Consider the following 25,827-nt stretch of genomic DNA (forward strand, 5'->3'; position numbering starts at 1 on the left):
TCTAGTAACTTTTTTACTTTCATTTTTAAATACTACATTCTTGTTCGAAGTTAATTTTTACTCCATCTTTTTGAAGTTCAAAAAACATTTCTCTGTCTTCTATAATTTCCCAATTACCATTATAGTTAGCCATTACTCCCGATAAGTTCGATAAGATAAAATTACCGTTTACAAAAGACCAACTTCCTTCATCAACAATTTCTCTTTCGCTATCATATACAATAACGTCGTTATTAGAAAAATCAATAGTTAATATAAAATTAGCTCCTTGACTAAATGGAGCCCAAATACATTCAGATAAATTTGCTCTTAAAGTTTGCGCTCCTATAGTTTGACTTGAATCTAAATTATCTTGACAAGACATAAAACATAAAGTAACGGAGAACAAAAGCACTAGTAGATAACTAGATTTAATTTTCTTCATGAGGTTATAAGTTTATTTAGGGGTTTACGGTTATTAAACAATCAAATAAAAAAAATTCCTACCAAGGCTTAAAAAAAAGTAACATTCCAAAATTTAGTTTGTCTTTTAGGAAAACAAAATCAAAATGAAAAAACTACTCCTATTTACAACTACAGTATTATTAAGTTTAAACTTAAATTCCCAGCACAAAAAGTACTTCAAAACAATTTATAAAATAGAAAGCTCTCCGCTTAAAGATCAGCAATCTTCTGGTACATGTTGGAGTTTTGCCACAACATCTTTTATAGAGACAGAAGCCATCCGATTAGGTAAACCTAGCATTTCTTTATCTCCAATGTTTTATGTACATCCAACTTATATTGATAAATCAGAGAAGTTTGTAAAAACAAAAGGAAAAAGCTGGCTAGATGCTGGTGATCTTACTTTTAGTGTATTTAGAGCTTATGAAAAATATGGTGCAATTCCAGAATCTGTTTACAATGGAATTATTAAAGAAGATTGGCAACACGATCATGTAGAAATGGACAATTTAATCTCCACAATGTTAACTTCAGTAGCAAAAAGTGGTTATGGAAGAATAAAGCCTAACAGCTGGAAACAATCTTTAAAGGGAGTTTTAAATGCTTACTTAGGTAAAATACCAGAAAAATTTATTTTTGAAGGAAAAGAATATACTCCGAAATCATTTGCTGCAACTTATATTGGTATACAACCTGAAAATTATCTTGAAGTAACAAGTTATAGTCATATCCCATTTTATAAAAAATCGACATTAAAGATTCCTGCAAATTGGGGAAATAACACATATCTAAACTTACCTATTAATGATTTTGAGTCTGTTATTGAAAATGCTTTAGCGAATGGATATTCTCTAGCATGGGATGGAGATGCATCTGAACCTAACTTTAATTTTGACAAAGGAATTGCTACACTAACTAAAAAGGAAGAAGACTTAAAAATCACCCAAAAACTTAGGCAACAAACTTTCGAAGATAAATCTACTACCGACGATCATAACATGCATATTGTAGGAAAAGCTGAAGATGCTTCAGGTAAAACATACTACATCATGAAAAACTCTGAAGGAAAAAACGAAATGGATGGTTTTATGTATATGTCTAAAAATGCATTATTATTAAAAACAATTTCTGTTTTAGTTCATAAAGAAGCTATTCCTAAAACTATTCAAGCAAAAATTAAGTAAACTAAGTATTAAAACAGTCTAAAATAAAAGGTTTTAGGCTGTTTCTTCTTTTTCTGCATAATTATCAACTACAAAAACTCCCCAATCTGCAATAGATTTTAAAATCGGAATTAGTGTTTCTCCGAATTCAGTCAAAGAATACTCTACTTTTAGTGGTGGTTTTGTAGAAAACACTTCCCGTTTAATCACTCCGTCTTCTTGCAATTGTTGTAACTGTAAACTTAAAGTTCTTTCAGTAACTGTACCCATTTTCTTTCTTAACTCGTTATATCTTAACTTACCTTCTATCAGATAAAAAAGTATAACAGTTTTCCATTTTCCACCTATAATTCCCATGGTTACACTTGTACAACATGGATATTTCTTGCCGTTTACTGAATACATAATATAAAATTTAAACTATCCTTTTTGACCGTTATTGCGTGAATACAAAACTATAAATAATTTTGTAACTATAATTTTTATAGTAAAAAAATATTTTTATGAGTTCTACAAAAATCACTAAGGAAGATATTATAAACGCATTTCAGTTTAGACATGCAACGAAGGAATTCAATCCTGACAAAAAATTATCTGAAGATGAAATTAATTTCATTTTGCAAACTGCAAACTTGTCTCCAAGTTCATTTGGATTTGAACCTTGGCATTTTATTGTAGTTCAAGATAAAGAGTTACGTGAATTACTTAAACCTGTAGCTTGGGGCGCTCCTCTTAAATTAGACACAGCAAGTCATTTTGTTTTAGGTTTAAGCATGAAAGCACCAATGACAAAATGGGATAGTGATTACATTATGAGAATGATGAAAGATGTAAAACAGCTTCCTGAAGATGTTATTGAAATGTATTCTAAGTTCTACAGAGAATTTCAAGAAAGAGATTTTAATCTAGATACTGATAAAAAATTATTCGATTGGGCTTCAAAACAAACTTATATTGCTTTAGGAAATATGATGACCTCAGCTGCATTGGTTGGAATAGACAGTTGCCCTATTGAAGGATTTCACCAAGAAAAAGTAGAACAATTACTACAAGAGAAATTTGATGTTGATACCGATAAATATGGCTTATCATACATGGTTGCATTCGGACATAGAAAACAAGCGCCAGCACATGCAAAATCGAGAAGAGATTTTAATGAAATCGTTACTTGGAAGTAAGCATTCAATTTTAAAAATAGAAAAATGAGTAAAACAATATTAATAACTGGTAGTACCGATGGCATCGGTAAACTTACTGCTTTAAAGTTAGCTGAAAACGGACATCAAGTTTATATTCATGGACGAAACGAAAACAAAGTTTCTAATGTTATTGAAGAGATAAAATCTGCAACAAAAAATCAGAAAGTTTTCGGTTTTATTGCTGATTTTTCTGACCTTAAGCAAATACTTAATCTTAGCTTTAAGATTAAAAATGAAATAGATCAACTTGATGTATTAATTAATAATGCGGGAGTTTTTAAAAGCGCTACTCAAAAAAACGATGACGGTTTAGATCTTAGATTTGTAGTAAATTATTTTGCTCCGTACATTTTAACTCAAGAACTAACTCCAACATTAAATAAAAGCGATTCTCCAAGAATTATTAGTTTGAGTTCTGCCGCACAGTCTGAAGTTTCACTAAAAGCTTTAGAAGGCAATACTGATTTAACAACTCAAGAAGCGTATGCGCAAAGTAAATTAGCTTTAACCATGTGGAGTTTCAATTATGCTAAAAATCATAAAAATATAAATACTATTGCTGTAAATCCTGGTTCGTTACTTAACACTAAAATGGTAAAAGAAGCTTACGGAAATCATTGGTCTTCTGCAGATAAAGGAGCTAACATCCTTTATGATTTAGCTACTTTTGAAAAATTCAATGATAAATCAGGTTCTTATTTTGATAATGATCGAGGTGATTTTAACAATGCTCATCCTGATGCATACAATGAAGAAAAAATTAATTCACTATTATCAACAACAGAAACGATATTAGGAAAGCTTGTTTAATTAAAATTACAAGTTTTCAAAAAACTACATTTTCAAATAAAAATCTTTAGTAAGATTTACATAGGCATCAGTATACTGGTGCCTTTCTTTTTCTATTACAAGTTCTTCCTCAACTAATTCTTTAACTTCAAACGAAAACGCTAACAAACTTCTTTTCAATTCAGAATTAGCATTACCCCTAACCCTACAAATTCTATTTACCAACAGTTTGTGTTCTTTTGCCAATTCAACAAAACTATTTTCTTCTTCAAATGGAACAATCACATTAAACTCACCTGTTTCACTTAATAGTTTTGAAACTCCTTTAATTAATTCCTCAAAAGATAATGATGTATTTGTGAACCTAGCTTTATTTCTTGATTCATCTTCAGAAAGAAACTCAGCGTTATAAAATGGTGGATTAGAAACAATAAGATCATAAACCTCTTCTTCTTCATGCATTTCTTCAGCAAATTCCTGAAAAGAAGCATGGTAACAGAATAAACGATCTCCCCAATCTGAGCGTTCAAAATTTTCTACAGATTGTTCGTATGCACCTTCGTCTAACTCGATCGCATCGATAGTCATCGCATCTGATCTTTGCGCTAACATTAATGCAATTACTCCTGTACCTGAACCTATATCTAAAATTGAATCTAGATAAAAATCTGTTTTACACCAAGCACCTAATAAAACGGCATCTGTACCAATTTTCATTGCTGCTTTATCTTGATGAATTACAAATTCTTTGAACTTAAATGGCTTCATGAAAGAAAACGTGCTAAAATTGTATCTGCATTAAAAAACAAGTACAATACTAAGGCTAATAATATTACAAAAAATAGTCCTCGTTTTGAATTTGCTTTCTTCCTATTGTCATATCGTTTTTTAAACTCCATTCGTTATTTAATTTTTAACGGTCTATTATTTTTTTGTTGCTCTTAACATTTCTCTTTTACCTGGAGGGCCTGGTAATCTTTCTACCGTAAAACCAACAGCTTCCATAGCTCTTCTAACACTTCCTTTTGCTGCATATGTTACTAAAACACCGTCTTTTTTAGCAGCTATATACATTTTTTTAAAAATTGCTTCTGACCATAATTCTGGTTGTACTCTCGCTCCAAAAGCGTCGAAATATATAAGATCAAATGTGTCTTCATCTTCAATCTCTTCAAAGAACTGCTTTCTTTTTGTAAGAGAAAAGTCATTATCAATTTTTACTTTTTCTTCCCAAGGAGAATTATGAATTACTTCAAATTTATCTCTTGAACTTTCTGCTTTTAATTCAGCAACATAGTTCAATTTACCAACTTCATCTTCAGCTATAGGATACGCTTCTACTCCAACATAATCAATTATAGAATTGTTTTCTAAATACGTAATAAAGCAGTTTAAACCTGTACCAAAACCAATTTCTAAAATAGAAATTGGTTTTGCGTTGAATAAATTTAATCCACTCTTTATAAATACATGATACGCTTCTTGAATCGCACCATGCTTTGAATGGTATTGTTCATTCCAATCAGGTAAATGGATAGTTGTAGAACCATCCGAAGTAATGATAATTTCTCTTTTCAATTTACTTTAATAAAACTCCGTGAGCTAAAAATGCCATTTCTTTTTTAGGCTCAGTAATTTTTTCAATCTCTTCTTTAGATTTCCCTGCATCTTCTGCATAGTGACGTAATTCATCAACTGGAGTAACCTTTACAAAAGCTTTTCCTTCAACAATTACATCTTTACCTTGGCTATCTAATGGCATAAAGAATCCGTAATCTTTAAAACGTACCATAATCTCTTCTTCTTGAGACAATGGTAATTTCATCCAACATCCTTTTTTAGAACAAACCTCATTAATTTTTGAAGCAAACTTTACAGTAACGGTATCTCCAATTTTTAAATCTTTGTAGTTCTTTAGTACGTCTTCTGTTGTTAATGCTGCTGCATCTGAAAGTTTTTCACCAAATAATTTTGGCTCTTCATTTTTAACTTCTGCTGTAACTTCTTTTTTAACTTCAGTAGATTCTGTTGAAGTTTCTTTTTTTTCAGTTTTACAAGAAGTTAGTAATAAACCTGCGCTAAAAAAAGCAATAATTAAGTTTCTCATTTACAATATTTTGAACATAGTTTGCAACAAAGATACAATTTTGAGGTTTTTTTCCTCCATGGAATTAGAATTTAAGTGCAGTGTATTTCGTATTTTAGCGTAACCAAAAATTTTATTTTATGAACTCATCTTCAAACATTAAAGTAACCCCAATACAAAATTCTAAAATTGACACTGTAGATTTTAATAATTTATCGTTTGGTACTGTCTTTACTGATTATATGTTTGAATGTGATTATAAAAATGGTGAATGGCAAACTCCAGTTATTAAACCTTATGGAGAAATTTCTGTTGCGCCTTCTGCAAGAGTTTTTCATTACGGACAAGCAGTTTTTGAAGGAATGAAAGCCTACAAAGACGAAAATGATGATATTTTCCTTTTTAGACCTGAAGAAAATTTTAATAGAATTAATAAATCTTCTAGTCGTTTAGCAATTCCAGAATTTCCAAAAGAATTCTTTTTTGATGGTTTAACTCAATTATTAAATCTAGAAAAAGATTGGATTAAAAAAGGAAAAGGAAACTCAATGTATATTCGTCCGTTTGTTATTGCTACACAACCTGCAATATCTGCATCGCCAGCTAGTGAATACAAATTCATGATTATTTTATCTCCTGCACAAGCTTATTATGCTGGAGAAGTTCGTGTATTAATTGCACAAGAATATAGTAGAGCTGCTGACGGTGGAGTTGGTTTTGCTAAAGCTGCTGGTAATTATGCGGCACAGTTTTACCCAACGAAATTAGCTCACGAAAAAGGATATCAACAAATTATTTGGACAGATGCAAACACTCATGAATACTTAGAAGAAGCAGGAACAATGAATGTTTTCTTCCGTATTAATGACACTCTTATTACTGCCCCTAATAATGATAGAATTTTAGATGGAATTACTCGTAAATCGGTAATCCAATTAGCAAAGGATAATGGTATTAAAGTTGAAATTAGACGCGTTTCTGTTTCAGAAATAAAAGAAGCTGCTAAAAACAATATTTTATTAGAAATTTTCGGTACAGGTACTGCCACAGTTATCAATCCGATTATTGGCTTTAGCCATAATGGAGAAGATTTTGATCTTCCTAAAGTTGAAGATTCTTTTGCTTCTAGTTTTAAAGAAGCTTTAACCAATATACAATACAATCTTGCTAAAGATCCGCACAATTGGCGATTAAAAATAAGCTAAAACCCAAGAATTAGTAACAATATAATAACACTTGTAGCTGATTTTTATATATTTGTTACAATGCAAAAGAAGCTATTAAGATGAAGAACATAATTATTACACTTGTTACTATAGCAGCGGGATTCGGAATTACATACTATGTATTGGATAATGTTTTTGTTACAAAAAATATTACTCCAAGTACTGTTGCGACTTCAAATAACATTTCATCAAATACTTCTGATGAAGATAACGACGGAGATTATAACGATGACGAGAGTCAAAATCAAGTTGACAATGAAATGTTCCCAGAAAATTTAAGCACACATCTTTCTTCTGTAGACAATTGGAATAGTTATTTTGAAGATAATGTTGACTTATCTAGTAGTTTTATTGCTTTAGATACTAGTGGAGAAGAGATTGATAAAGGAGATTTTTTATCTGAATTAACTTCTGGTCAGTATGCACCTATTAAATTATTAACTGGTGAGGAAATGTATCAATTATATAAATTGAGTGATTCACAAAACTTAATTGGTAATACAATTCAAGAAACTGCAAAGATTACGCATTCATACTACTTAAAAGAAGGAACAAAATTAGCTGAATTTGATTTTGTTGATTTAAATGGAACTAAATTTTCTAGTGAGAATACACAAGGAAAGATCATAATCATGAAGTGTTGGTATATTGATAATGAAGCTAGCATTGAAGAATTTAAAGAGCTTAACAAACTTTATGATGAGTATGAAGCTTATGAAGATGTTATGTTTTTAAGCTTAGCTTTTGATCAACCTAGTAGACTTAAAACCTTTTTGACTGAAAATGAATTCAGGTACCCTGTAATCGCGAATCAAAAGAATTTCATAGAAAATAAAATAGAAACCTCTCACTTTCCTACACATCTTATTATTGATGAAGAAGGATACATCGAAAAAATGGCAAGTAGTGTAGATGAGCTTAAAGATGCATTAGAAAAAATGTCTGCCCCAGACATTAGCGACGAAATGGATCAATAAGCTATAGTGATTCTACTTTTTTTATTTCTCTAACACTTCTTTAATCTTTGGCTTAAAGTAATTAGGTCCTTTCATTACTTTTCCGTCTTCTCTGTAAATAGGTTTTCCATCTTCTCCTAATTTACTCATGTTGCTTCGTTGAATTTCTTCAAAAACTTCGTCTATTTTATATTGCATGCCATGCTCTATAATCGTACCACACAATATATACAACATATCACCTAAAGCATCTGCAGTTTCAACTAAATCATTATTATTTACTGCTTCTAAATACTCTTCATTTTCTTCTTTCATTAAATTAAAACGAAGTAATTTTCTATCTTCTCCTATATCTACTTTCGGAGCTTCATTCATTCCTAAACCAAAAGCTGTATGAAAAGCTTTTACTGCTTGTATTTTTTCTTTCATTACTTTGTGAATTGTACTTTAGTTAATATTAAATATTTTCTCTGCTTTTTCAATATCAAAATCTTCCCAATCAGAAATACAATATTGAACATTTTGCTTTTTAAAATCTGCTAAATTTTTCTCATTTACGCCTACAAAATGTAAGTCTAAATTTTTAGCTGTGGTGACATCCCATAATCCATCACCAAAAGATATTACGTGTTCAAAATCATCTACCTCATAATACTTTTTAGCTTTTTCTATTGCTGAAGCTACAATCTCTTCTCTTGTATAAATAGTATTTGAAGTTTCTAATAATTTTTCTGAAAACGTTATTTCGGCTTGCTCTAATTTTAAAAGCGCTGGTTTTAATAATGAACCTGTCGCAAAACAAACTCCGTAAGTAGTTTCATGAATTAAAAAATCAACTACTTTTCTAGCTCCAGTAATTTCTTTAGAATCAGGATGAATTAAAAAACGATTGGTCATTACTTCTTCAAAATCATTCAAAAGATCTAAAGAGAAATGTTTATTAAATGTTTTCTCGTAATTCGTTTTTATAATGTAGCTATCAGTCGCATTTGCATAATTTCTCCAATCTGTATCTACATTATCAATACCAATATTTTTCATTCCAAACAACAAAGCATCAATATGCTTTTGATCACTACTTGTTAAGGTATCATCTATATCAAAAACAATTAAGTTCTTTTTTTTCATGTCTTATATTACTTTTTTTAGCAACCAACCTGGCACTAATTTTAAAACTAACGCAATAATACTCCAACGTTTTGAAATATATGCTACTCGTTTCTTTCTTTTAATCGCTTTGAATATTTGCTTTGTCGCTTTTTCTAAAGAAACCATCCAAAAAATTCCATCGCCCAAAGCCATGGCTGTATCTACAAAACCAGGACGAATATCTGTAACAAATACTTTATTTGTATTGATCGTCTTTGTTTTGACATACAAACTTTCAAGATATGATTTCTGATATGCTTTAGAAGCAAAATAAGCTGGAGCTGCTCTATTTCCTCTAATAGAAGCTATAGAAGAAATACCAATTAAATGGCCAAATCCTTGTTCTCGAAACAAATTATAAGCCAAATCATACAATTTTGTACAACCTAAAACATTTGTCAGAATAGTTTCTTCTTCTTTATCCCAATCTAATTTTGGATTTACATGACCAGTTCCAGAAGACTGAATTACAATATCTATTTGACCAAACTCTTCTACTATTTCTTTAAATACTTTTTCAACCTCATCTACTTTTTGAATATCATTTTGTTTAATTACAACATGATTAGGATACATCTCAGCTATTTCTTGTAACTTCTCTAATCTTCTTCCTGTAACAGCCACTTTACAATCTTCTTTCACAAAAGATTCTAGTAAAGCTTTTCCTATCCCTGATGTTCCTCCAAAAATGACTACTTTTTTCATTTATTTAGTACTTTTGTTAAATGTACAAAGTTTGTACACTCACTAATACATTTAATACGTTTATTTATGCTTCTAATAGCTTCAAAAATGTTTACAACAGGTAGAATTATCTTTGCCGCTTTCTTTATTATTGCTTTTACTGCATTAATGATTTTCAGTTATAAAAAAGATGCTAAAAACAATAAAAAATATTACCAAAATGCTGCTTTGTATGTAGCTATAGGAATTATTGTAACGATCGGACTTTTATTTTTATCTAAGTATTTAGTTAAAGGTTAAATTTCTTCTACATCACTAAGTTTATCGTGATCTAAAACGGTGTATCCTTCTTCATCAAAACCAGAAGAAGGTGCGTATTTAACATCAGTTTCTACTTGAGAAAATTTATACGATGTTGCTTGATATACCGTTTGTCCAAAAGATTCTTCGTGATATTGAATTAAAATATACAGGCCAGCATCTAAGTTCTTAATTTCTTCATTTGATAAGTGATATAAAGGACTTTTTTGATCTATAACATGAACGACTGTCCAAACCGTAGGTAAATACATAATTTTATTTCGCTCTAAATCTAGAGCAAAGAAACTTCGTTTATATTGCCCATTCTCATCCTTTTCATTAAGTGATAAAGTTACAGTAACTTTCGGTTCGATCATAATAGTTTTTCTACTATTCATTAATCGAAACATTAATGCTCTTCCGTCATTAAATTCTCTTACGATCAAATTTTTACTGAATCGAATTGCAGCTTTCGGTTTCGAAAAACGTCCATATAGTAATCCGGTTACAAAAGCAAAACTTACCAATCCTATTAAAGCTTCAAAAGCAGCAATAATATTCGCTGTTAACCCTTTAGGAGCAATTCCTCCATAACCAACTGTAGTTAGCGTTTGTGCGCTGAAGAAAAAACCGTTTAAAAAATCTCTGAATGTACTTCCTGTAGATGGCGTAATTTCCTCTATCCCAATTAGAGTATAAATAATTCCGAAGAATATATTTAATACAGTATAACTTAGCACCACAATTACAAAAAACTGAAACCAAGTCAAACTGATAAAGAAACTATATAGATCATCTACACTAAATCTACGATTGATATGAACAATATTAGAACTTCCATCTTTATTAATAGTTCCTTTTACATTCTTTGCTGACTTATATCCAAATCCGGGATCTTTAGTTTTCTTCGCCATTCTATTTTCAATTATTACACCTCGTTATATCTAAAACAATCTGTAGTATGATCGTTTACCATACCTGTTGCCTGCATAAAAGCATATACTATTGTAGAACCTACAAATTTAAATCCTCTCTTTTTTAAATCTTTTGAAATCTTATCTGACAAAGGAGTTGTAGCAGGAACTTCCTCTCTAGTTTTAAAATTATTCTTAATTGGTTTTCCATCACAAAAAGCCCAAATGTAAGTTGAAAAAGATCCAAACTCTTTCTGAACTCCCATAAATGCATTTGCATTAGATATTGCGGATTTAATCTTCAACTTATTCCTTATAATTCCCTGATTCAGTAGCAACTCATTAAATTTAGCCTCATCATACTTTGCTATTTTCTTATAGTCAAACCCATCAAAAGCTGCTCGAAAATTTTCTCGTTTCTTTAAAATGGTAATCCAACTTAATCCTGCTTGAAAAGTTTCTAAAATTAAAAACTCAAACAAAGTTTCATCATCATACACAGGAACACCCCATTCATTATCATGATAATCTATATATAATGGATCTTCAGTAACCCAAAAACATCGTTTTTTCATTAGTAAAATTTGTTTTAAATTTAACAAAATCCGACACAAGTCTATTATTTGAAAAAAGTTATTTTTACAGATTGTAGCTACAAATTTAAAACACAATGAAAAAAGTTTTTTTTCTACTCGCAATATTCATCAGTTATGCTGGTTTTTCTCAAATATTAGATCCGGTAAAATGGAAAACGAAAACTGAAAAATTATCAGAAACTGAATATTATTTAATTTCTACGGCAACCATAGACCAAGGATGGCATTTATATGCACAAGAAATTCCTAAAGGTGGACCAATTGCAACTTCTTTTTCTTTTCAACCTAACGATAATTATGAGTTGGTTGGTGAAACGATTGAAGATGTAGGGATAACTGAAGACGACAAAGTCTTCAAAATGAAGATAAAGTATTTTGAAAAGCGAGCTACTTTTAAACAAAAGATAAAATTATTAGCAAAAGATGCTGTAATTGAAGCTTCTGTTCAATTTATGGTATGTAACGATACACGTTGTTTACCTCCTCGTTCAGAAGAATTCACTTTTTTTACTTCAGAAAAAAGCAAAGCTTCAGCTGTAAAGAAAGCGGATAAAGTAGCAGATTTAAACGACGATGAAGCTAGTAGCTTACTATACGGTATTTCTGAAAAAGAAATGCAACAACCTGCCACAGATTTAAATGCTTTAGGTACTGATAACATTTCTGTAGAAAAGAAAAACGACAGCTCTTCACTTTGGAGTATTTTCGGACTTGGTTTCTTAGGTGGTTTACTTGCATTACTTACACCTTGCGTATTCCCAATGATTCCTTTAACAGTAAGTTTCTTCACTAAAAAAGATAGCTCTAAAGGATCAGGAATTTCAAAAGCATTATTGTATGGTTTTTTCATTTTAGCTGTCTATCTTTTATTAAGTATTCCTTTCCACTTATTAGACTCTATAAATCCAGATATTTTAAATGAAATTTCTACAAACGTTTGGTTAAACGTTATTTTCTTTATTGTATTTGTATTCTTTGCAGGTTCGTTCTTCGGATTTTATGAACTTACATTACCAAGCAGTTGGACGAATAGAACTACTGAAGGAGAAAATTCTGGAGGAATTATCGGAGTATTTTTTATGGCATTAACTCTTGCTATTGTTTCTTTTTCATGTACAGGTCCGATTTTAGGTTCATTATTAGCTGGATCTTTATCTTCTGATGGTGGAGCTTGGCAATTAACTTCTGGAATGGCTGGTTTTGGTGTAGCATTAGGATTACCATTTACTTTATTTGCTATGTTTCCAAATATGCTAAAATCATTACCTAAATCTGGAGGATGGATGACAACTGTAAAAGTTGTACTTGGATTCTTAGAACTTGCTTTAGCTTTCAAATTCTTATCGAATGCCGATTTAGTTGCTCACTGGAATATTTTAAAGATTGAACCATTTTTAATTTTATGGATTGTAATCTTTGCCGGATTAGCTTTATATTTATTCGGAATAATAAAATTCCCTCATGATTCACCTCTTCAGAAAATAGGTTTTTCTAGAATCGGATTTGGAGTTATCGTTGCTGCTTTTACAATTTATCTTGCTACGGGGTTTAGAGTTAATAAAGAAACTAAAACTTTCTCTTCGCTATCATTGTTAAGTGGTTTAGCTCCGCCTGTGGGTTACAGTTACATCTACCCAAATGAATGTCCGAATAACCTAACTTGTTTCAAAGATTTAAAAGAAGGCTTAGCATATGCTAAGAAAGTAAATAAACCTATTATGTTAGATTTTACAGGTTATGCTTGCGTAAACTGTAGAAAAATGGAAGAACATGTTTGGCCAATAGAAAAGATAGATAATATATTACGCAACGATTATGTACTAATATCGCTTTATGTTGATGATAAAAAAGAATTACCAAAAGAAGAGCAAATTGTAGTAAATCGAATAAACGGAGGAACAAGAACACTTTCGAATTACGGTCATAAATGGTCTCATTTCCAAACTGTATTCTTTAAAACGAACACTCAACCATATTATGTTTTATTAAGTTCTGATGGAAAACAGATTTTAAACGATCCTGTTGGATATACTCCAAACGAAGACGATTATCATAAGTGGTTAGAAGATGGAAAAGAAAAATCTAAAAACACATTAAATAATCTTTTCAATCAGGTTGAATTCAACTAAATAACAAAAGATTAACACTTATAAAAGAAATCAAATATCTCAAAATTTCGTATCTTATATCATAAAATTGACTTTCATATGAAAACTTCGATATACTACGTGATTTTGGGATGTTTTATGTTTTTACTTATTGCTAATTGCAACAGTACAAAAACAATTAATAAATCAACAGAAAGAGAAGAACCTGTAGTTATTAAAAACGACAGTTTAGAATATGAGATTATAATTCTAGATATCGGTTTTAATGCCTATTTACAATCAATTGCTAGACCAGTAGGGTATTACTCCCAATCTTACTTAGAAAATAGAAATAGTTTTTTAGTTCCTGTTTGGAACGCTCGTGTTAACGATCCAATACGATTTAATCCTAACATTTATCAAAATGTTATCGATTACGATGCAAACATAGATTACGGATACGATGTCAACTACAAGCTATTTAATTATTTCCAATTCGCAGAAAGAAAGTACCGAATGGTTCTTAGATAATTAAACCGTTACAAAAACGTATATTTGCACCCAGTTATTATCGCACCAAAATGAAATTTTTACGAAACTTATTAGCATCCATTTTAGGATTTTTTATCAGTATTTTTTTAATTTTCTTCTTATTCATCATCATTGCATCACTAGCAGGAAGTAAAGAAGAAGTTGTTGTAAAACCTAACTCTATTTTAGAATTAGATCTAACTTCAATTATTAAAGATTATGCTCCAGATGAAGAAAACCCAATCTTAGAAGCTTTAGAAATTAACGATCCAAAATTAGCTTTAAACAAAATATTTAATGCTCTTGATAACGCTCAACTAGATAACAAAATTAAAGGAATTAGCTTAAATACAACATTTGTAAATGCTGGTTTTGCACAAACTCAAGCATTAAGAAAGAAACTTGAAGAATTTAAAGAATCTGGAAAGTTTATCTACGCTTATAATGATGTGTATTCTCAAAAAAACTACTATTTAAGCTCTGTAGCAGATAGTTTATTTTTAAATCCGGTTGGACAAATTGATTTTACTGGTTTATCTACAGAAATACTTTATTACAAAGATTTTGAAGATAAATATGGCGTAAAAATGGAAGTTATTCGTCATGGAAAATACAAAAGTGCTGTTGAGCCATATTTAGAAAATGAAATGAGTGAAGCTAACCGTGAGCAAACTACTTCTTTTTTAAAGTCTATTTGGTCAGAAATTACTTCTGAAATTGGAGCTTCTAGAAAATTATCTCAAGAAGAAGTAAATGCTATTGCAGACGATTCTAAAGGAAGAAATGCAACATTAGCTAAGGAAAACAAATTAGTCGACAACGTTATATATCAAGATGAATATGATGCAAAATTAAAGAAAGCTGTCGACGGAAAGTATGCTACAATTTCTCTTAAAGATTATATAAAATCAGGAAAAGGTAAAAAGTCTTCAACTGCAAAAGATAAAATCGCAGTAATTTATGCACAAGGTCAGATTATGTATGGAGAAGGTAATGAAGACATTATCGGACAAGGAATAATCAACAAAGCCATTAAGAAAGCTGTAAAAGACAAGAAAGTAAAAGCTATTGTTTTACGTGTAAACTCTCCTGGAGGAAGTGCTTTAGCTTCAGATTTAATTTGGAGAGAATTAGAATTAGCTAAAAAAGAAAAACCTTTAGTAGTTTCTATGGGAAATTTAGCTGCTTCTGGTGGATATTATATCGCTTGTAACGCTGATTTAATTGTTGCTGAACCTACGACTATTACTGGTTCTATTGGAGTATTCGGAGCAATTCCTAATGCTTATGAACTTTCTAAGAAAATGGGAATTAATGCTGAACAAGTTTCTACTAATGAAAGCGCTCAATACAGTGTATTTGAACCAATGAATAAAAAGTTCTATGATGTTACAAAAGAAGGTGTAGAGCAAATCTATACTACATTTGTAAATAGAGTCGCTGCTGGTAGAAAAATGACTTTCGAGCAAGTAGATGCTGTAGCTCAAGGAAGAGTTTGGACAGGAAAAGAAGCTATCTCTAAAGGATTAGTTGATGAATTAGGAGGATTAGATCACGCAATTAACGCTGCTGCACAATTAGCAGAATTAGATGCTTATAAAATTAGAAATTTCCCTAATTATAAAACTGACATAAAAGAGATGTTTAACATTTCTCCTTTCGGAAAAGTAAATAAAGAAGAAGTTCTTAAAGAAGCTTTAGGAGATGAAAACTATAGACTTTTCAGCAAAATTAATGAACTTAAAAACCTTAAAGGTATCCAGGCAAGAATGCCATATATTTTAGATATTAAGTAAAATATAATTTCATATTAAATAAAAAAGACTACACATCTTGTGTAGTCTTTTTTGTTTCCCTTTCTTTCAATTAGTGTCTTTTCTAATGGTTAATAGCATAGCTTGCTGCTTTTGCAGATTCCGCTAACACTTTTAATGTTTTTCTAAAAAGCCTTCTAATTTTAATAAGTAGAATTTTCCCCATGATAAAATAATTAAATAATCCCCTATGATTTTTATTTCTATTCAAAATTACTTTAATGAAACTAAAATGCATTTAACTTTTGTTACACTTAACCATTATTACAATAAGCTAATTATCAAGAATTTAGATGTTTTAGGATTTTGTTTTGTAACATCTTTGAAGATCATTTGAAACACATATAAACAAAAAAAGCGAGAGAAATAATCCCTCGCCTTCTTTTTAAAAAATAATGTTTTTATTCGTAAGAAAAATTAACCGCAGCAGTTTCAGAAGAAGATCCTGCGTTTAATACTGCAATAGCATTGATAGGATAATTATCTTGATCGTATGTATAACTGATATCAATTGTTGCTTGAATTTCTCCATTTTCATTTTTGTAAACAAATTGTACTGGATTATTCATTGGTAATAATTGACTTGCTTTAATAATTTCACTTGCTTGAGCATTCATACTAAAATCTAACTGAACTCTATCTAAAATATCAATAACACCCGCAGCTTCTAAAGTAGAGAAATACATGTTTGGTGCATCATCGTAACTAATTTCAGCAGTTAAACTTACAGTTTCGTATTGATTAGTAGAGTAATTGTAAACTTGATCTTGAAAAGTAATTTTAGACGGATTTCTATTATCATCGTAAGAAACTACTTGTCCAAGTTCATAAGCATTAAATGGAGATTGAAATAAAGTTTCTAAATTCAACGTTTCATTTACACCTTGAGAAGATACATTTAATAAGTCACCAGTATTGGTATATTGAATTGAAGTTATTTCACCAGTTAAATTTGAAGAAACTTCTGTTAACTTATTATTACTGTCGTAACTAAAAGAAGTTGCTAAACTTTCTCCGCTTGAATTAGTAGAAATTTGTCTTAATCTTTTTTTAGCAATATCATTATTTACGTCATCAAAATCATCAGATACAGAATTACTACAACTAATAGTACATAAAGAAATGGTTAATGCCGATAACAAATAATTGATTTTTTTCATAGTTAATAATTTTAAATTGTTCGGCAAATAAACAAAAAAAGTCTAGAAAACTTTACGTAATCTAGACTTTTAACGTTATAGTAATGTCAAGTAATTTTTATAAGCTAAAAGCTGATTTTACTTGATCTACATAATCTAATTTTTCCCAAGTAAATAACTCTACATCTAATGTTTTTTCTTCACCATTTGGTTGAACGAATGTTTTAGATACAACTTCATTTACTCTTCCCATATGACCGTAAGCAGCAGTTTCACTATACATTGGAGTTCTTAGTTTTAATCTAGATTCAATTGCGTGAGGTCTCATATCAAAAATCTCAGAAACTTTACTAGCAATTTCACCATCATTTAAATCTACTTTTGAAGTTCCGTAAGTATCAACAAAAATACCCATTGGCTCAACAACTCCAATAGCATAAGAAACTTGAACTAAAACCTCATCTGCCACACCAGCAGCAACTAAGTTTTTAGCGATATGACGTGTTGCATATGCAGCACTTCTATCTACTTTACTTGGATCTTTTCCTGAAAACGCTCCACCTCCGTGAGCCCCTTTACCTCCGTAAGTATCAACAATAATCTTTCTACCAGTTAAACCTGTATCTCCATGAGGTCCACCAATTACAAACTTCCCTGTAGGATTGATATGATATTTAATATCGTCGTTAAATAATTTTTGAATGTTTTTAGGTAATTTAGCAATTACTCTTGGAATCAAAATATTTTTGATATCCTCTCTAATCTTATCTAACATTGAAGCATCATCTCCAAAATCATCATGCTGAGTAGAAACTACAATCGCTTCAATTCTTTGAGGCACATTATTATCAGAATACTCAATAGTAACCTGACTTTTAGCATCTGGTCTTAAGTATGAAATTTCTTTACCTTCTCTTCTTAACTCAGCTAATTCTTTTAAAATTAAGTGAGATAAATCTAAAGCTAAAGGCATATAATTTTCAGTTTCGTTAGTAGCATAACCAAACATCATACCTTGATCTCCAGCACCTTGCTCTTCTTTCTTTGCTCTATCTACTCCTCTATTAATATCATCTGATTGTTCGTGAATTGCAGAAAATACTCCACAAGAATTTCCATCGAACATATACTCGCTCTTTGTATAACCTATTTTGTTGATTACATTTCGAGCAATTTTCTGAACATCTAAATAGATGTTAGACTTAACTTCACCTGCTAAAACTACCTGACCAGTAGTAACTAAAGTTTCACAAGCAACTTTAGATTCTGGATCGAAGGCTAAAAAATTATCAATTAAAGCATCACTGATTTGGTCTGCAACTTTATCTGGATGTCCTTCAGATACACTCTCTGATGTGAAAAAATATGGCATGTTATCTTTTTTTCGTTTTGAATTAATAAACTTTTTCTGAGGAAGTTGTCGTAAAATATAGCAAACATTACTGTTTTAGCATTTTTTTACGAGGTCGCAATCAGGACAAATCTTTCCTCAAAAAAATCAGCGTCAAATTTAATATATATATATTCATTTTTAAAATTTATCCAACTTTATATTTACAAAATCAATTGACACATAAGAAAAACCAATTTATTCCCTATTGATATAAGTGAAATAAATTACTACATTTGTGGTCAATAAATACATAAAAGACAAAAGAATGGCATTAGAAATTACAGATACATCATTTGAAGAAGTAGTATTAAAATCAGACAAGCCTGTATTAGTTGATTTTTGGGCTACTTGGTGTGGACCATGTAGAATGGTTGGACCAATTATTGATGAAATTAGTGGAGAATATGAAGGTAGAGCAATTGTTGGTAAAGTAGACGTTGATGCGAACCAAGAATTTGCAGCTAAGTATGGAGTTAGAAACATTCCTACTGTTTTAGTATTCAAAAACGGTGAAGTTGTAGCAAAACAAGTTGGAGCTGCTCCTAAAAAAGCCTACACAGATAAGATAGACGCAGCACTATAAAATTATTTTATAGAAAAATTAAATAAAAAAGGTTTGACACGTGTCAAACCTTTTTTATTTTAGATATATGAGTATTCAACTTTCATCACTTCAATCTTCAGAAATTAAAAACTTAGAACTTCTTGCCAAACAAGTTGTAGAAGGTTTTATAACAGGAATGCACAAAAGTCCGTTTCATGGATTTTCTGTTGAATTTTCTGAACACAAACTTTATAACAAAGGAGAAAACACAAGACATATCGATTGGAAACTTTTTGCCAAAACAGAAAAGTTATATACCAAAAAATATGAAGAAGAAACGAATTTGAGATGTCATATTATTATTGATAACTCTTCTTCTATGCACTACCCTATTAAGCAAACACAGAAGTTTGATGATCTTAATAAAATAGGATTCTCTTGTGTAGCAGCTGCATCTTTAATTGAAATCTTAAAAAAACAAAGAGATGCTGTTGGTTTAAGTATTTATTCTGACACATATGAATTTTATGCTCCTGAAAAAGGAAGTGAACGTCATAGAAAACTTATTATTAATGAACTAGAAAAGACATTAACATCAAAAACTAGTTCTAAATCTACAGAAACATATAAATATCTTCATGAAATTGCAGAAAAGATTCATCGTAGATCTTTAATTTTTGTCTTTACAGATATGTTTCAAACCAATAAAAATCAAGAAGAATTATTTAATGCGCTTCGACATTTAAAGTATAATAAACATGAAGTTGTGTTATTTCATACTTATGATAAAAAGTTAGAATTAGATTTTGATTTTGAAGATGGTCCTAAAAAGTTTGTAGATATTGAAACTAACCAGGAAATAAATCTTTATCCTGATAGTGTTAAAGACAATTATAAAAAGCAAACGGAATCTTTCTTCAATGATTTAAAAAATGAATGTTTACAATATAAAATCAATTATGTTCCTGTAAATATTCATGAAGGATATGACACAATTTTAACGAGTTACTTAGTAAGCAGAAGAAAAACATAATTTTTTTTCGAAAGATTTTTGCAGAAACGAAAAAAGATTATATATTTGCACCCGCAATAAGGCAACGGTCTGGTAGTTCAGCTGGTTAGAATACATGCCTGTCACGCATGGGGTCGCGGGTTCGAGTCCCGTCCAGACCGCAAAAAGCTTCTCAATCGAGAAGCTTTTTTTATACCCTATATTTTATTTTTACAAATTCACACCAATTATACTTCTTAATTCTATTAGAACTTTTAAAGTAAAAACATACTTCTAAAACATTTTTTCAATTAATATTTTATCTTTTTAAAAAGTTTTAGTAAGTTTGCACCCGCAATAAGGCAACGGTCTGGTAGTTCAGCTGGTTAGAATACATGCCTGTCACGCATGGGGTCGCGGGTTCGAGTCCCGTCCAGACCGCAAAAAAGCTTCTCAATCGAGAAGCTTTTTTATTTTCCACTCTAGTCAAAAAATAGCAATCTTTTTTCAACAACTAAACTTTTGTGTAGTTATTACCATACTATTACATAGTATTTTTGTGATAAATCCCAGAGAAATGAGACAGAGATATATTAGAAATAGACTATACTTAACTGAAAAAGAGCAAGAAACCATTAAAAACTGTTCTATAATCCTTGGTGGTTCTGGAATAGGAAGTGTGATTGCTGAATGTGCTCTAAGACTAGGATTTGAAAAGATTACCATTATAGATGGTGATCAAGTTGAACTATCTAATTTAAACCGTCAAAACTACACAGAAGACAATATAGACATTGATAAAGTTGAAGCAATTAAAAACAGATTATTAGCTATAAACTCTGATGCTCAAATTAATGTATTTAACGAATTTATTACTGAAGATAATATTAAAGGATGTGTAGAAGGACATCAGATCGCAATTAATGCTTTAGATTTTTCTTCTGATATTCCTTTGCTTTTTGATGAGATTTGTCAGAAAAATAACATTCCTGTATTACATCCTTATAATTTAGGTTGGGGAGGTTTAGTTACTGTAATTACTCCGAAAGGATTATCATTAGAAACTCTAAAAAGAGCTAATGAAGATTTTAGTGAAGTTAATGTAGTGAAGTATGCGACTAGTTATCTTAAATTTTGGGGAAATCCGCATGATTGGATCGAAGAAATACTAGAAAAGTACATGCAAGAAGAGGAGCGATTACCGCCACCACAGCTTTCTGTAGCGTCGTGGACAGTAGCCGCAATGTGTACACATTTATTGTTCAACATTGCCACAAACAAGAAATACAAAGAGTTTCCTGAATTTTATTTATCTACTATAATGAACGGCTTAAATTAATCTGTTGTTTGTTGCGTAAGCTATTGCTTCCGAAATATTAACAACTTCTAATTTATCAAATAGTTTTCTTCTATGAAACTTCACTGTGTCTGGGGAAACGAAAATAGCTTCAGCAATTTCATTAATTGTAAATCCTCTTACAGAATACCTTAAAATTTCACTTTCTCTGCTTGTTAGTTTAATCTTTTCAGTAGTTTTCCAGAAATCACCTTCTAAGTCGTATTTAAAGATTTTATTATCTCCTTTTTTATACACTTTAATATTTCCAGAATTTTGTTCAGCAGAAAGTGAAATTATACATAATGCTTTCCAAATCTTTCCGTCATTAGTTAAAAACAAAGGAGTTAACTTTTGATTGATTAAAATTATTTTTCCTTCATTATTCTTCAAATGAAAATCATAAGATATAGTATAATTCTTACGTTCCTCAATAGGAATTTTTTCGTAAAAATCGAAACCGATCGTATTAATTTTAAGGAGAAGATCTAAATCTGGTTCGGTAACATATTTAAAATAGAATGCGTATCCCATTTTTTCTACTTCTTCTGCGGTATGCCCACATAAGAATAATGGATTATCAGAAACGTATTCAAAACCTTTCTGTTCGTAATCGATTATATAAATACTCTTATACGTAGTTCTAGCAAAAGCCTTAACAGGTTCTAGATAATCAAATGTCTTTTTTTGATCATCGTCTGAGATTTCGTTAACGGTATTTTTGCTATAGAAAAAATCATTAACATTAGCCATAATGGAGGTTGATTAAGTTGTTTCAAATATAATTCTTTTTTTCTTTAGTGATTTTGGACTACTACACTTTTGTGTAGTTTTCACATTATCAAATAGTTACTACACTTAAGTGTAACGTTTTCACTTCGATCTGTAGATAGTTTTAGAGTAAATTATTTTACTATGTTACCATCTAAAAACTATCTGCAAAAACTAGAAATTAATCAAATAATAAACTTAGCTGAATTTATTGTACTTGAAAATTACAAGCATCATGCTAACGAAACATTACCAAGTAATCATAAAGAAGATATAGACGCTATATATTATGAAGAACTAAATTACTTCAACGATTCTCAAATTTTTGTTTCTAAAGATATGCTAGGAACTATAAATGGAGCTATTCGAGTTTTACAATGGAACTTTAAAGATACACTACCATTACAAAAGATTTTTGGTATTCATCCTTTAATGGCTGTAAAGAACGATCGTGTGAATAATATCTTTCATATTGGGCGATTTGCAATCAATAAAAGTATAGGCGACATTAATCTATTTAAAAAATTAATGGTTTGTGCCATAAAACCAGTCTGTGAACACAAAGACAATGTCGCATTTGCCGAATGTGATAGTAAATTATTACGTGTATTACGATTATTAGGCATTAAAGCTACTATAATAGGTAAACCAATACACTATTTAGGATCTGAAACTATACCTGTTGCATTAAGCTATGATGGGCTTATCAACTTCTATAATAAGAACAAATCTCTAGTTACTGTAGAGACAAATTACAACAACACTGAATCACTACCCAAAAGTGTAGTTTTCAATACTTTAAACACCAACTACCCTTTAGTGTAGCAGAAAAAGAAAGGTAAGTAACTACCTTTGAAGTGTAAGAAATACCAAAGGCCAATGGTTAGACCGATGTTCAATTAAAGTCTCAAAACTAAGATTGTTTTTAATTAACCTTTTTTAAATATAATAAAAATGAAAAATTTAGTATCAAAATTAATCGGAGGATTAGCATTAACTGCTTTAACAATTGGATCTTTTACAACAACTGCAAACGCTCAACCAGTAGACATGAACGAAGTAAGCATTACAACTGCAGCTAACTTTGACGAAACTTCTGAGCCATTAAAAGAGTGGACTTTTGTATCAAGAGACTACGTTTACAAGGGGTCTAGATAAGAAGTAATCTTCTACAACATAAGGAAGGGTTACCCTGGTAACCTTTTCCTTTTCTAATGTTTTAAAACTCTATTTATGAAAACTTTTAAATACATATTACTCGGTTGTCTTGTTGCTCATATTGCGTTTATGCTGATTATAGGATTTACAAGTTTTACTGAGTTTAAAGATGATCAAGAAGCTTACTCTAAGCTAAATCCAACCGGACAAAAAATAGTTGATTATAGTAGCTTTTTTAAATGTTCTGAAGCTGTAACTGATTTTATATACTGTTATTCTATTTTCACAGGAACCAATAGAGGGTATTCTTTTTTCTCGCCCAATGTCACTCAAATAAAAGTAGACATTGCTTTTATGGCAAATGATAAAAGAATAGAACTACCGCTCCTAACACAAGAATCTAAACTTAAGTTTGGATGTGCGAACCTGCACTTTAAGTCTAATATTTTTAATGTAGAAGAACGAGAGTTGATATTAAAATCGATATCATCTTACTTATTCTCTGCCAATCCAGATATTGAAAAACTTGATGTTTACTTAAACTTAAGTCGTTATATGGATTTAGAAACCGCTAAAAGTTTAGGTTACAAAGTAGCACATAAAAGTATATTAGGTTTCTCCGCAACAAAGCATCAGAAAATCGCTAAAAATTAATTGTAAAAACTAATATCATCATGGTTACTAAAATAGACAAATTCATTTTTCAAGGCTTCAAAAGCAGCAATAGGGAACTTGTAATTAAAGCAATCGTAATATTTGCATTAATTAATATACTAACAGTATTACCAGATTTATTTCATATTTATAGCGAACAAGGTATTATAAAAAGTGAAGTTAACCAGCGATACAACTTTTGGTATCAACCAGTATTAGCATGGTTTTTTAAAAGCTTTTCTTATATCGGTTTAAGTGCTAACACAACATTAATTGTATTTGTTTTTGCTTATATAAGTAGTTTAATAGCAATGCTGTTGAATGTTAATAAAGCTGTATTTGCATTTACTGCCTGGTTTATACATTTTATGTTGATTAATTCTGCATATTTATTTTCCTACGGAGCAGATTATTTTATGTCGTTCACTCTGATTCTTAATTTAGCTATATGTACAAGTTGTTTATTCAATAAAAACACACAAAACATATTGTATTCATTTACGATCCGATTTTTACAAATTCATTTATGCTTAGTATATTTCTTTGCTGGGTTAGGTAAAGCTTTAGGAACTGATTGGTTAGACGGAAATGCTATATGGTTAGTTATTAACACGTATTCATCAAGTACTGTTATTGAAAATTCATTACCATTGGTTGAACATCCGATACTGTTTAAGATTTTAGCTTTAGGGACTGTAATTATAGAATTGTTTTATGTAGCACTAATGTTTACCAAGTATACACGAAAAATAACATTATCGCTAGTAATTCTAATGCATTTAGGAATAGCAATATTTATGGATTTCTATACATTCGGAGCTATAATGATACTATTAAACTTAATAGCATTCGGTCAACACATTAACTTAAAACCTATTATAAAAATTAGGAATAAAAGCAATTTAAATTCCTTGGAAACACAAACGATCTAATATTTTTAACACAATACATAGTATTACAATGTATTTTTAGTATATTTGAATCATGAATTCAGAATTTGTTCTAAAGTGGCAATCACAAGTAAAGAAAGGTACATTAGCCTTTATCCTCTTAAACGTACTAAGAGACAACGAGTTTTACGGCTACGAGTTAATTGAACAAGTAAAGAAATATACAACCATAGAAATCGCAGAGGGAACGTTGTATCCTTTAATGAATCGATTAAAAAAAGAAGGACTAGTAACTTCTAAATGGGTTGAACAAGAATCAGGAATACCAAGAAAATACTATCAGCTTACTACTATTGGAACTGAAACATTAGACGAAATGATTAGCTATTGGCAATCACTTGAAACATCAATTAAAAAGCTAGCAAAATGAAAAGCATAGAGTTTAACGACAAATCAGCTCAACAGATTTACGATAACTACATTCGAAGAATTCGTAGAACAGCTGCTGTATTATCTGACGACGACAAGAAAGATGTTTTAATGGAGTTTAATAGCCATATTTATGAAGGTATACTTAACGATAGTAACACTAATGAAGTGGAAAAATTATTAAAAATAACACAAGACTTAGGAGATCCTGAAATAGTTTTAAAACCATTAGTTGCTGAGAAAAAATTAAAACAAGCAACAAGAACTTTTAATCCGAAACATATATTTCAAGCTATATTCTTAAATATTAAAAACGGATTTGTTTACAGCATTTTTGCTATTCTTTACATTCTTTTATTAGGTTTTGGATTTTTAATGTACTTAAAAATTAGATATCCAGACAATACTGGATTGTTTTTAAAAGATGGAGAATTTGTAGCCTTAGGGATGTTAAAAACAAATGAAAATGTTACTGAAGTTTTAGGTAACTGGTTTATTCCATCTGTATTTTTTAGTGCTTTAGTATTATACATCTTACTGACTATATTATTAAGAGTTACACGAAAAAAGAAATAAAAATTTTT

The 25,827-nt window shown here is 30.2% G+C and carries 31 protein-coding genes and 2 tRNA genes; 20 read left to right on the top strand and 13 right to left on the bottom strand.

Annotated features, from left to right (window positions below):
- Window positions 1-25: 25 nt before the first annotated feature.
- Window positions 26-424, bottom strand: coding sequence for a hypothetical protein (locus Q1A15_RS01125; protein WP_299617517.1), 399 nt, complete (start codon window positions 422-424; stop codon window positions 26-28).
- 124 nt (window positions 425-548) lie between these two features.
- Between Q1A15_RS01125 and Q1A15_RS01130 the strand changes: the two genes are divergently transcribed.
- Window positions 549-1,628, top strand: coding sequence for a C1 family peptidase (locus tag Q1A15_RS01130; RefSeq protein ID WP_299617519.1), 1,080 nt, complete (start codon window positions 549-551; stop codon window positions 1,626-1,628).
- 33 nt (window positions 1,629-1,661) lie between these two features.
- Here the strand turns inward: Q1A15_RS01130 and Q1A15_RS01135 are convergent, their stop codons facing one another.
- Entirely contained in the window at window positions 1,662-2,012 is a 351-nt protein-coding gene (locus tag Q1A15_RS01135; protein WP_299617521.1) for a helix-turn-helix domain-containing protein, read from the bottom strand.
- A gap of 98 nt (window positions 2,013-2,110) precedes the next feature.
- On the opposite strand from Q1A15_RS01135, the gene Q1A15_RS01140 reads away from it, so the two are divergent.
- Window positions 2,111-2,785: an NAD(P)H-dependent oxidoreductase gene (locus Q1A15_RS01140; RefSeq protein ID WP_299617523.1), complete on the top strand. Its 675-nt coding sequence runs from the start codon at window positions 2,111-2,113 to the stop codon at window positions 2,783-2,785.
- A 24-nt stretch (window positions 2,786-2,809) separates the two neighbouring features.
- Window positions 2,810-3,616 carry an SDR family NAD(P)-dependent oxidoreductase gene (locus Q1A15_RS01145; RefSeq protein WP_299617525.1) on the top strand — a complete coding sequence of 269 codons (807 nt, stop codon included), beginning with the start codon at window positions 2,810-2,812 and terminating at the stop codon, window positions 3,614-3,616.
- Between the two features lie 24 nt (window positions 3,617-3,640).
- Here the strand turns inward: Q1A15_RS01145 and Q1A15_RS01150 are convergent, their stop codons facing one another.
- From Q1A15_RS01150 to Q1A15_RS01160, 3 genes are all read right to left on the bottom strand, one after another.
- Window positions 3,641-4,363 carry a methyltransferase gene (locus tag Q1A15_RS01150; RefSeq protein WP_299617527.1) on the bottom strand — a complete coding sequence of 241 codons (723 nt, stop codon included), beginning with the start codon at window positions 4,361-4,363 and terminating at the stop codon, window positions 3,641-3,643.
- A gap of 156 nt (window positions 4,364-4,519) precedes the next feature.
- A complete protein-coding gene (gene mnmD / locus Q1A15_RS01155; RefSeq protein ID WP_299617530.1) occupies window positions 4,520-5,173 on the bottom strand; it encodes a tRNA (5-methylaminomethyl-2-thiouridine)(34)-methyltransferase MnmD in 654 nt (217 codons plus the stop codon).
- Between the two features lies 1 nt (window position 5,174).
- The gene (locus tag Q1A15_RS01160; protein WP_299617532.1) at window positions 5,175-5,702 is read right to left on the bottom strand and encodes a DUF4920 domain-containing protein; all 528 of its coding nucleotides are present in this window, start codon (window positions 5,700-5,702) and stop codon (window positions 5,175-5,177) included.
- Between the two features lie 119 nt (window positions 5,703-5,821).
- On the opposite strand from Q1A15_RS01160, the gene Q1A15_RS01165 reads away from it, so the two are divergent.
- Together Q1A15_RS01165 and Q1A15_RS01170 are read left to right on the top strand one after the other, a co-directional pair.
- Window positions 5,822-6,886 (top strand): branched-chain amino acid aminotransferase, encoded by a 1,065-nt coding sequence (locus Q1A15_RS01165; protein WP_299617534.1) that lies wholly within the window; start codon window positions 5,822-5,824, stop codon window positions 6,884-6,886.
- Window positions 6,887-6,966: 80 nt separating this feature from the next.
- A complete protein-coding gene (locus Q1A15_RS01170) occupies window positions 6,967-7,884 on the top strand; it encodes a TlpA disulfide reductase family protein (RefSeq protein ID WP_299617536.1) in 918 nt (305 codons plus the stop codon).
- Window positions 7,885-7,905: 21 nt separating this feature from the next.
- Here the strand turns inward: Q1A15_RS01170 and Q1A15_RS01175 are convergent, their stop codons facing one another.
- Genes Q1A15_RS01175 through Q1A15_RS01185 form a run of 3 tightly spaced genes read right to left on the bottom strand, consistent with a single transcriptional unit; the run spans window position 7,906 to window position 9,717 of the window.
- The gene (locus Q1A15_RS01175; protein WP_299617538.1) at window positions 7,906-8,292 is read right to left on the bottom strand and encodes a nucleoside triphosphate pyrophosphohydrolase family protein; all 387 of its coding nucleotides are present in this window, start codon (window positions 8,290-8,292) and stop codon (window positions 7,906-7,908) included.
- Window positions 8,293-8,310: 18 nt separating this feature from the next.
- Complete coding sequence (locus Q1A15_RS01180) at window positions 8,311-8,991, bottom strand: HAD family hydrolase (RefSeq protein WP_299617540.1); 681 nt, start codon at window positions 8,989-8,991, stop codon at window positions 8,311-8,313.
- 3 nt (window positions 8,992-8,994) lie between these two features.
- Window positions 8,995-9,717 carry an SDR family NAD(P)-dependent oxidoreductase gene (locus tag Q1A15_RS01185; RefSeq protein WP_299617542.1) on the bottom strand — a complete coding sequence of 241 codons (723 nt, stop codon included), beginning with the start codon at window positions 9,715-9,717 and terminating at the stop codon, window positions 8,995-8,997.
- A gap of 66 nt (window positions 9,718-9,783) precedes the next feature.
- Between Q1A15_RS01185 and Q1A15_RS01190 the strand changes: the two genes are divergently transcribed.
- Window positions 9,784-9,996 (top strand): hypothetical protein, encoded by a 213-nt coding sequence (locus tag Q1A15_RS01190; protein ID WP_299617544.1) that lies wholly within the window; start codon window positions 9,784-9,786, stop codon window positions 9,994-9,996.
- On the opposite strand, the gene Q1A15_RS01195 is transcribed toward Q1A15_RS01190, so the two are convergent.
- Together Q1A15_RS01195 and Q1A15_RS01200 are read right to left on the bottom strand one after the other, a co-directional pair.
- Window positions 9,993-10,910: an ion channel gene (locus tag Q1A15_RS01195; RefSeq protein WP_299617546.1), complete on the bottom strand. Its 918-nt coding sequence runs from the start codon at window positions 10,908-10,910 to the stop codon at window positions 9,993-9,995. The genes Q1A15_RS01190 and Q1A15_RS01195 overlap by 4 nt on opposite strands.
- Before the next feature lie 14 nt (window positions 10,911-10,924).
- Entirely contained in the window at window positions 10,925-11,485 is a 561-nt protein-coding gene (locus Q1A15_RS01200; protein WP_299617548.1) for a DNA-3-methyladenine glycosylase I, read from the bottom strand.
- A 95-nt stretch (window positions 11,486-11,580) separates the two neighbouring features.
- Here Q1A15_RS01200 and Q1A15_RS01205 point away from each other — a divergent pair, with 95 nt between their 5' ends.
- From Q1A15_RS01205 to sppA, 3 genes are all read left to right on the top strand, one after another.
- Entirely contained in the window at window positions 11,581-13,635 is a 2,055-nt protein-coding gene (locus Q1A15_RS01205) for a thioredoxin family protein (RefSeq protein WP_299617550.1), read from the top strand.
- A 78-nt stretch (window positions 13,636-13,713) separates the two neighbouring features.
- On the top strand, window positions 13,714-14,124 hold the full coding sequence (locus Q1A15_RS01210) for a DUF6146 family protein (protein WP_299617552.1): 411 nt from the start codon (window positions 13,714-13,716) through the stop codon (window positions 14,122-14,124).
- A 50-nt stretch (window positions 14,125-14,174) separates the two neighbouring features.
- Window positions 14,175-15,920: a signal peptide peptidase SppA gene (gene sppA / locus Q1A15_RS01215; protein ID WP_299617554.1), complete on the top strand. Its 1,746-nt coding sequence runs from the start codon at window positions 14,175-14,177 to the stop codon at window positions 15,918-15,920.
- Between the two features lie 419 nt (window positions 15,921-16,339).
- On the opposite strand, the gene Q1A15_RS01220 is transcribed toward sppA, so the two are convergent.
- Window positions 16,340-17,098 (bottom strand): hypothetical protein, encoded by a 759-nt coding sequence (locus Q1A15_RS01220; RefSeq protein WP_299617556.1) that lies wholly within the window; start codon window positions 17,096-17,098, stop codon window positions 16,340-16,342.
- Between the two features lie 97 nt (window positions 17,099-17,195).
- On the bottom strand, window positions 17,196-18,449 hold the full coding sequence (metK, locus tag Q1A15_RS01225) for a methionine adenosyltransferase (protein WP_299617558.1): 1,254 nt from the start codon (window positions 18,447-18,449) through the stop codon (window positions 17,196-17,198).
- 286 nt (window positions 18,450-18,735) lie between these two features.
- Here metK and trxA point away from each other — a divergent pair, with 286 nt between their 5' ends.
- The 5 genes from trxA (at window position 18,736) to Q1A15_RS01250 (ending at window position 21,344) form a co-directional block, all read left to right on the top strand.
- Window positions 18,736-19,053, top strand: a complete 318-nt coding sequence (gene trxA, locus Q1A15_RS01230) for a thioredoxin (RefSeq protein ID WP_299617560.1) — start codon at window positions 18,736-18,738, stop codon at window positions 19,051-19,053.
- A gap of 67 nt (window positions 19,054-19,120) precedes the next feature.
- Complete coding sequence (locus Q1A15_RS01235) at window positions 19,121-20,047, top strand: DUF58 domain-containing protein (RefSeq protein WP_299617562.1); 927 nt, start codon at window positions 19,121-19,123, stop codon at window positions 20,045-20,047.
- Between the two features lie 66 nt (window positions 20,048-20,113).
- Window positions 20,114-20,187, top strand: a tRNA-Asp gene (locus Q1A15_RS01240).
- A gap of 185 nt (window positions 20,188-20,372) precedes the next feature.
- Window positions 20,373-20,446, top strand: a tRNA-Asp gene (locus Q1A15_RS01245).
- A 136-nt stretch (window positions 20,447-20,582) separates the two neighbouring features.
- A complete protein-coding gene (locus tag Q1A15_RS01250; RefSeq protein WP_299617563.1) occupies window positions 20,583-21,344 on the top strand; it encodes a ThiF family adenylyltransferase in 762 nt (253 codons plus the stop codon).
- Here the strand turns inward: Q1A15_RS01250 and Q1A15_RS01255 are convergent.
- Window positions 21,336-22,094, bottom strand: a complete 759-nt coding sequence (locus Q1A15_RS01255; RefSeq protein ID WP_299617565.1) for a LuxR C-terminal-related transcriptional regulator — start codon at window positions 22,092-22,094, stop codon at window positions 21,336-21,338. The genes Q1A15_RS01250 and Q1A15_RS01255 overlap by 9 nt on opposite strands.
- 162 nt (window positions 22,095-22,256) lie before the next feature.
- Between Q1A15_RS01255 and Q1A15_RS01260 the strand changes: the two genes are divergently transcribed.
- From Q1A15_RS01260 to Q1A15_RS01285, 6 genes are all read left to right on the top strand, one after another.
- Window positions 22,257-22,937: a hypothetical protein gene (locus Q1A15_RS01260; protein WP_299617567.1), complete on the top strand. Its 681-nt coding sequence runs from the start codon at window positions 22,257-22,259 to the stop codon at window positions 22,935-22,937.
- A 129-nt stretch (window positions 22,938-23,066) separates the two neighbouring features.
- Window positions 23,067-23,270 (top strand): hypothetical protein, encoded by a 204-nt coding sequence (locus tag Q1A15_RS01265; RefSeq protein WP_299617569.1) that lies wholly within the window; start codon window positions 23,067-23,069, stop codon window positions 23,268-23,270.
- Between the two features lie 75 nt (window positions 23,271-23,345).
- Complete coding sequence (locus Q1A15_RS01270; RefSeq protein WP_299617571.1) at window positions 23,346-23,924, top strand: hypothetical protein; 579 nt, start codon at window positions 23,346-23,348, stop codon at window positions 23,922-23,924.
- Between the two features lie 20 nt (window positions 23,925-23,944).
- Window positions 23,945-24,856: an HTTM domain-containing protein gene (locus tag Q1A15_RS01275; RefSeq protein ID WP_299617573.1), complete on the top strand. Its 912-nt coding sequence runs from the start codon at window positions 23,945-23,947 to the stop codon at window positions 24,854-24,856.
- A 52-nt stretch (window positions 24,857-24,908) separates the two neighbouring features.
- A complete protein-coding gene (locus Q1A15_RS01280) occupies window positions 24,909-25,244 on the top strand; it encodes a PadR family transcriptional regulator (RefSeq protein WP_299617575.1) in 336 nt (111 codons plus the stop codon).
- Entirely contained in the window at window positions 25,241-25,819 is a 579-nt protein-coding gene (locus tag Q1A15_RS01285; protein WP_299617577.1) for a DUF1700 domain-containing protein, read from the top strand. Before Q1A15_RS01280 ends, Q1A15_RS01285 begins: the two co-directional genes overlap by 4 nt.
- The last annotated feature ends 8 nt before the right edge of the window (window positions 25,820-25,827 follow it).

It is taken from the genome of uncultured Tenacibaculum sp. (assembly GCF_947495995.1).
In the GTDB taxonomy this organism is placed as follows: Bacteria; Bacteroidota; Bacteroidia; order Flavobacteriales; family Flavobacteriaceae; genus Polaribacter.

What these genes read in the sequence shown, in the direction of transcription:
- Q1A15_RS01125 (WP_299617517.1), bottom strand. Translation starts at nt 424, where the DNA reads ATGAAGAAAATTAAATCTAGTTATCTACTAGTGCTTTTGTTCTCCGTT.
- Q1A15_RS01130 (WP_299617519.1), top strand. Translation starts at nt 549, where the DNA reads ATGAAAAAACTACTCCTATTTACAACTACAGTATTATTAAGTTTAAAC.
- Q1A15_RS01135 (WP_299617521.1), bottom strand. Translation starts at nt 2,012, where the DNA reads ATGTATTCAGTAAACGGCAAGAAATATCCATGTTGTACAAGTGTAACC.
- Q1A15_RS01140 (WP_299617523.1), top strand. Translation starts at nt 2,111, where the DNA reads ATGAGTTCTACAAAAATCACTAAGGAAGATATTATAAACGCATTTCAG.
- Q1A15_RS01145 (WP_299617525.1), top strand. Translation starts at nt 2,810, where the DNA reads ATGAGTAAAACAATATTAATAACTGGTAGTACCGATGGCATCGGTAAA.
- Q1A15_RS01150 (WP_299617527.1), bottom strand. Translation starts at nt 4,363, where the DNA reads ATGAAGCCATTTAAGTTCAAAGAATTTGTAATTCATCAAGATAAAGCA.
- Q1A15_RS01160 (WP_299617532.1), bottom strand. Translation starts at nt 5,702, where the DNA reads ATGAGAAACTTAATTATTGCTTTTTTTAGCGCAGGTTTATTACTAACT.
- Q1A15_RS01165 (WP_299617534.1), top strand. Translation starts at nt 5,822, where the DNA reads ATGAACTCATCTTCAAACATTAAAGTAACCCCAATACAAAATTCTAAA.
- Q1A15_RS01170 (WP_299617536.1), top strand. Translation starts at nt 6,967, where the DNA reads ATGAAGAACATAATTATTACACTTGTTACTATAGCAGCGGGATTCGGA.
- Q1A15_RS01175 (WP_299617538.1), bottom strand. Translation starts at nt 8,292, where the DNA reads ATGAAAGAAAAAATACAAGCAGTAAAAGCTTTTCATACAGCTTTTGGT.
- Q1A15_RS01180 (WP_299617540.1), bottom strand. Translation starts at nt 8,991, where the DNA reads ATGAAAAAAAAGAACTTAATTGTTTTTGATATAGATGATACCTTAACA.
- Q1A15_RS01185 (WP_299617542.1), bottom strand. Translation starts at nt 9,717, where the DNA reads ATGAAAAAAGTAGTCATTTTTGGAGGAACATCAGGGATAGGAAAAGCT.
- Q1A15_RS01190 (WP_299617544.1), top strand. Translation starts at nt 9,784, where the DNA reads ATGCTTCTAATAGCTTCAAAAATGTTTACAACAGGTAGAATTATCTTT.
- Q1A15_RS01195 (WP_299617546.1), bottom strand. Translation starts at nt 10,910, where the DNA reads ATGGCGAAGAAAACTAAAGATCCCGGATTTGGATATAAGTCAGCAAAG.
- Q1A15_RS01200 (WP_299617548.1), bottom strand. Translation starts at nt 11,485, where the DNA reads ATGAAAAAACGATGTTTTTGGGTTACTGAAGATCCATTATATATAGAT.
- Q1A15_RS01205 (WP_299617550.1), top strand. Translation starts at nt 11,581, where the DNA reads ATGAAAAAAGTTTTTTTTCTACTCGCAATATTCATCAGTTATGCTGGT.
- Q1A15_RS01210 (WP_299617552.1), top strand. Translation starts at nt 13,714, where the DNA reads ATGAAAACTTCGATATACTACGTGATTTTGGGATGTTTTATGTTTTTA.
- sppA (WP_299617554.1), top strand. Translation starts at nt 14,175, where the DNA reads ATGAAATTTTTACGAAACTTATTAGCATCCATTTTAGGATTTTTTATC.
- Q1A15_RS01220 (WP_299617556.1), bottom strand. Translation starts at nt 17,098, where the DNA reads ATGAAAAAAATCAATTATTTGTTATCGGCATTAACCATTTCTTTATGT.
- metK (WP_299617558.1), bottom strand. Translation starts at nt 18,449, where the DNA reads ATGCCATATTTTTTCACATCAGAGAGTGTATCTGAAGGACATCCAGAT.
- trxA (WP_299617560.1), top strand. Translation starts at nt 18,736, where the DNA reads ATGGCATTAGAAATTACAGATACATCATTTGAAGAAGTAGTATTAAAA.
- Q1A15_RS01235 (WP_299617562.1), top strand. Translation starts at nt 19,121, where the DNA reads ATGAGTATTCAACTTTCATCACTTCAATCTTCAGAAATTAAAAACTTA.
- Q1A15_RS01250 (WP_299617563.1), top strand. Translation starts at nt 20,583, where the DNA reads ATGAGACAGAGATATATTAGAAATAGACTATACTTAACTGAAAAAGAG.
- Q1A15_RS01255 (WP_299617565.1), bottom strand. Translation starts at nt 22,094, where the DNA reads ATGGCTAATGTTAATGATTTTTTCTATAGCAAAAATACCGTTAACGAA.
- Q1A15_RS01260 (WP_299617567.1), top strand. Translation starts at nt 22,257, where the DNA reads ATGTTACCATCTAAAAACTATCTGCAAAAACTAGAAATTAATCAAATA.
- Q1A15_RS01265 (WP_299617569.1), top strand. Translation starts at nt 23,067, where the DNA reads ATGAAAAATTTAGTATCAAAATTAATCGGAGGATTAGCATTAACTGCT.
- Q1A15_RS01270 (WP_299617571.1), top strand. Translation starts at nt 23,346, where the DNA reads ATGAAAACTTTTAAATACATATTACTCGGTTGTCTTGTTGCTCATATT.
- Q1A15_RS01275 (WP_299617573.1), top strand. Translation starts at nt 23,945, where the DNA reads ATGGTTACTAAAATAGACAAATTCATTTTTCAAGGCTTCAAAAGCAGC.
- Q1A15_RS01280 (WP_299617575.1), top strand. Translation starts at nt 24,909, where the DNA reads ATGAATTCAGAATTTGTTCTAAAGTGGCAATCACAAGTAAAGAAAGGT.
- Q1A15_RS01285 (WP_299617577.1), top strand. Translation starts at nt 25,241, where the DNA reads ATGAAAAGCATAGAGTTTAACGACAAATCAGCTCAACAGATTTACGAT.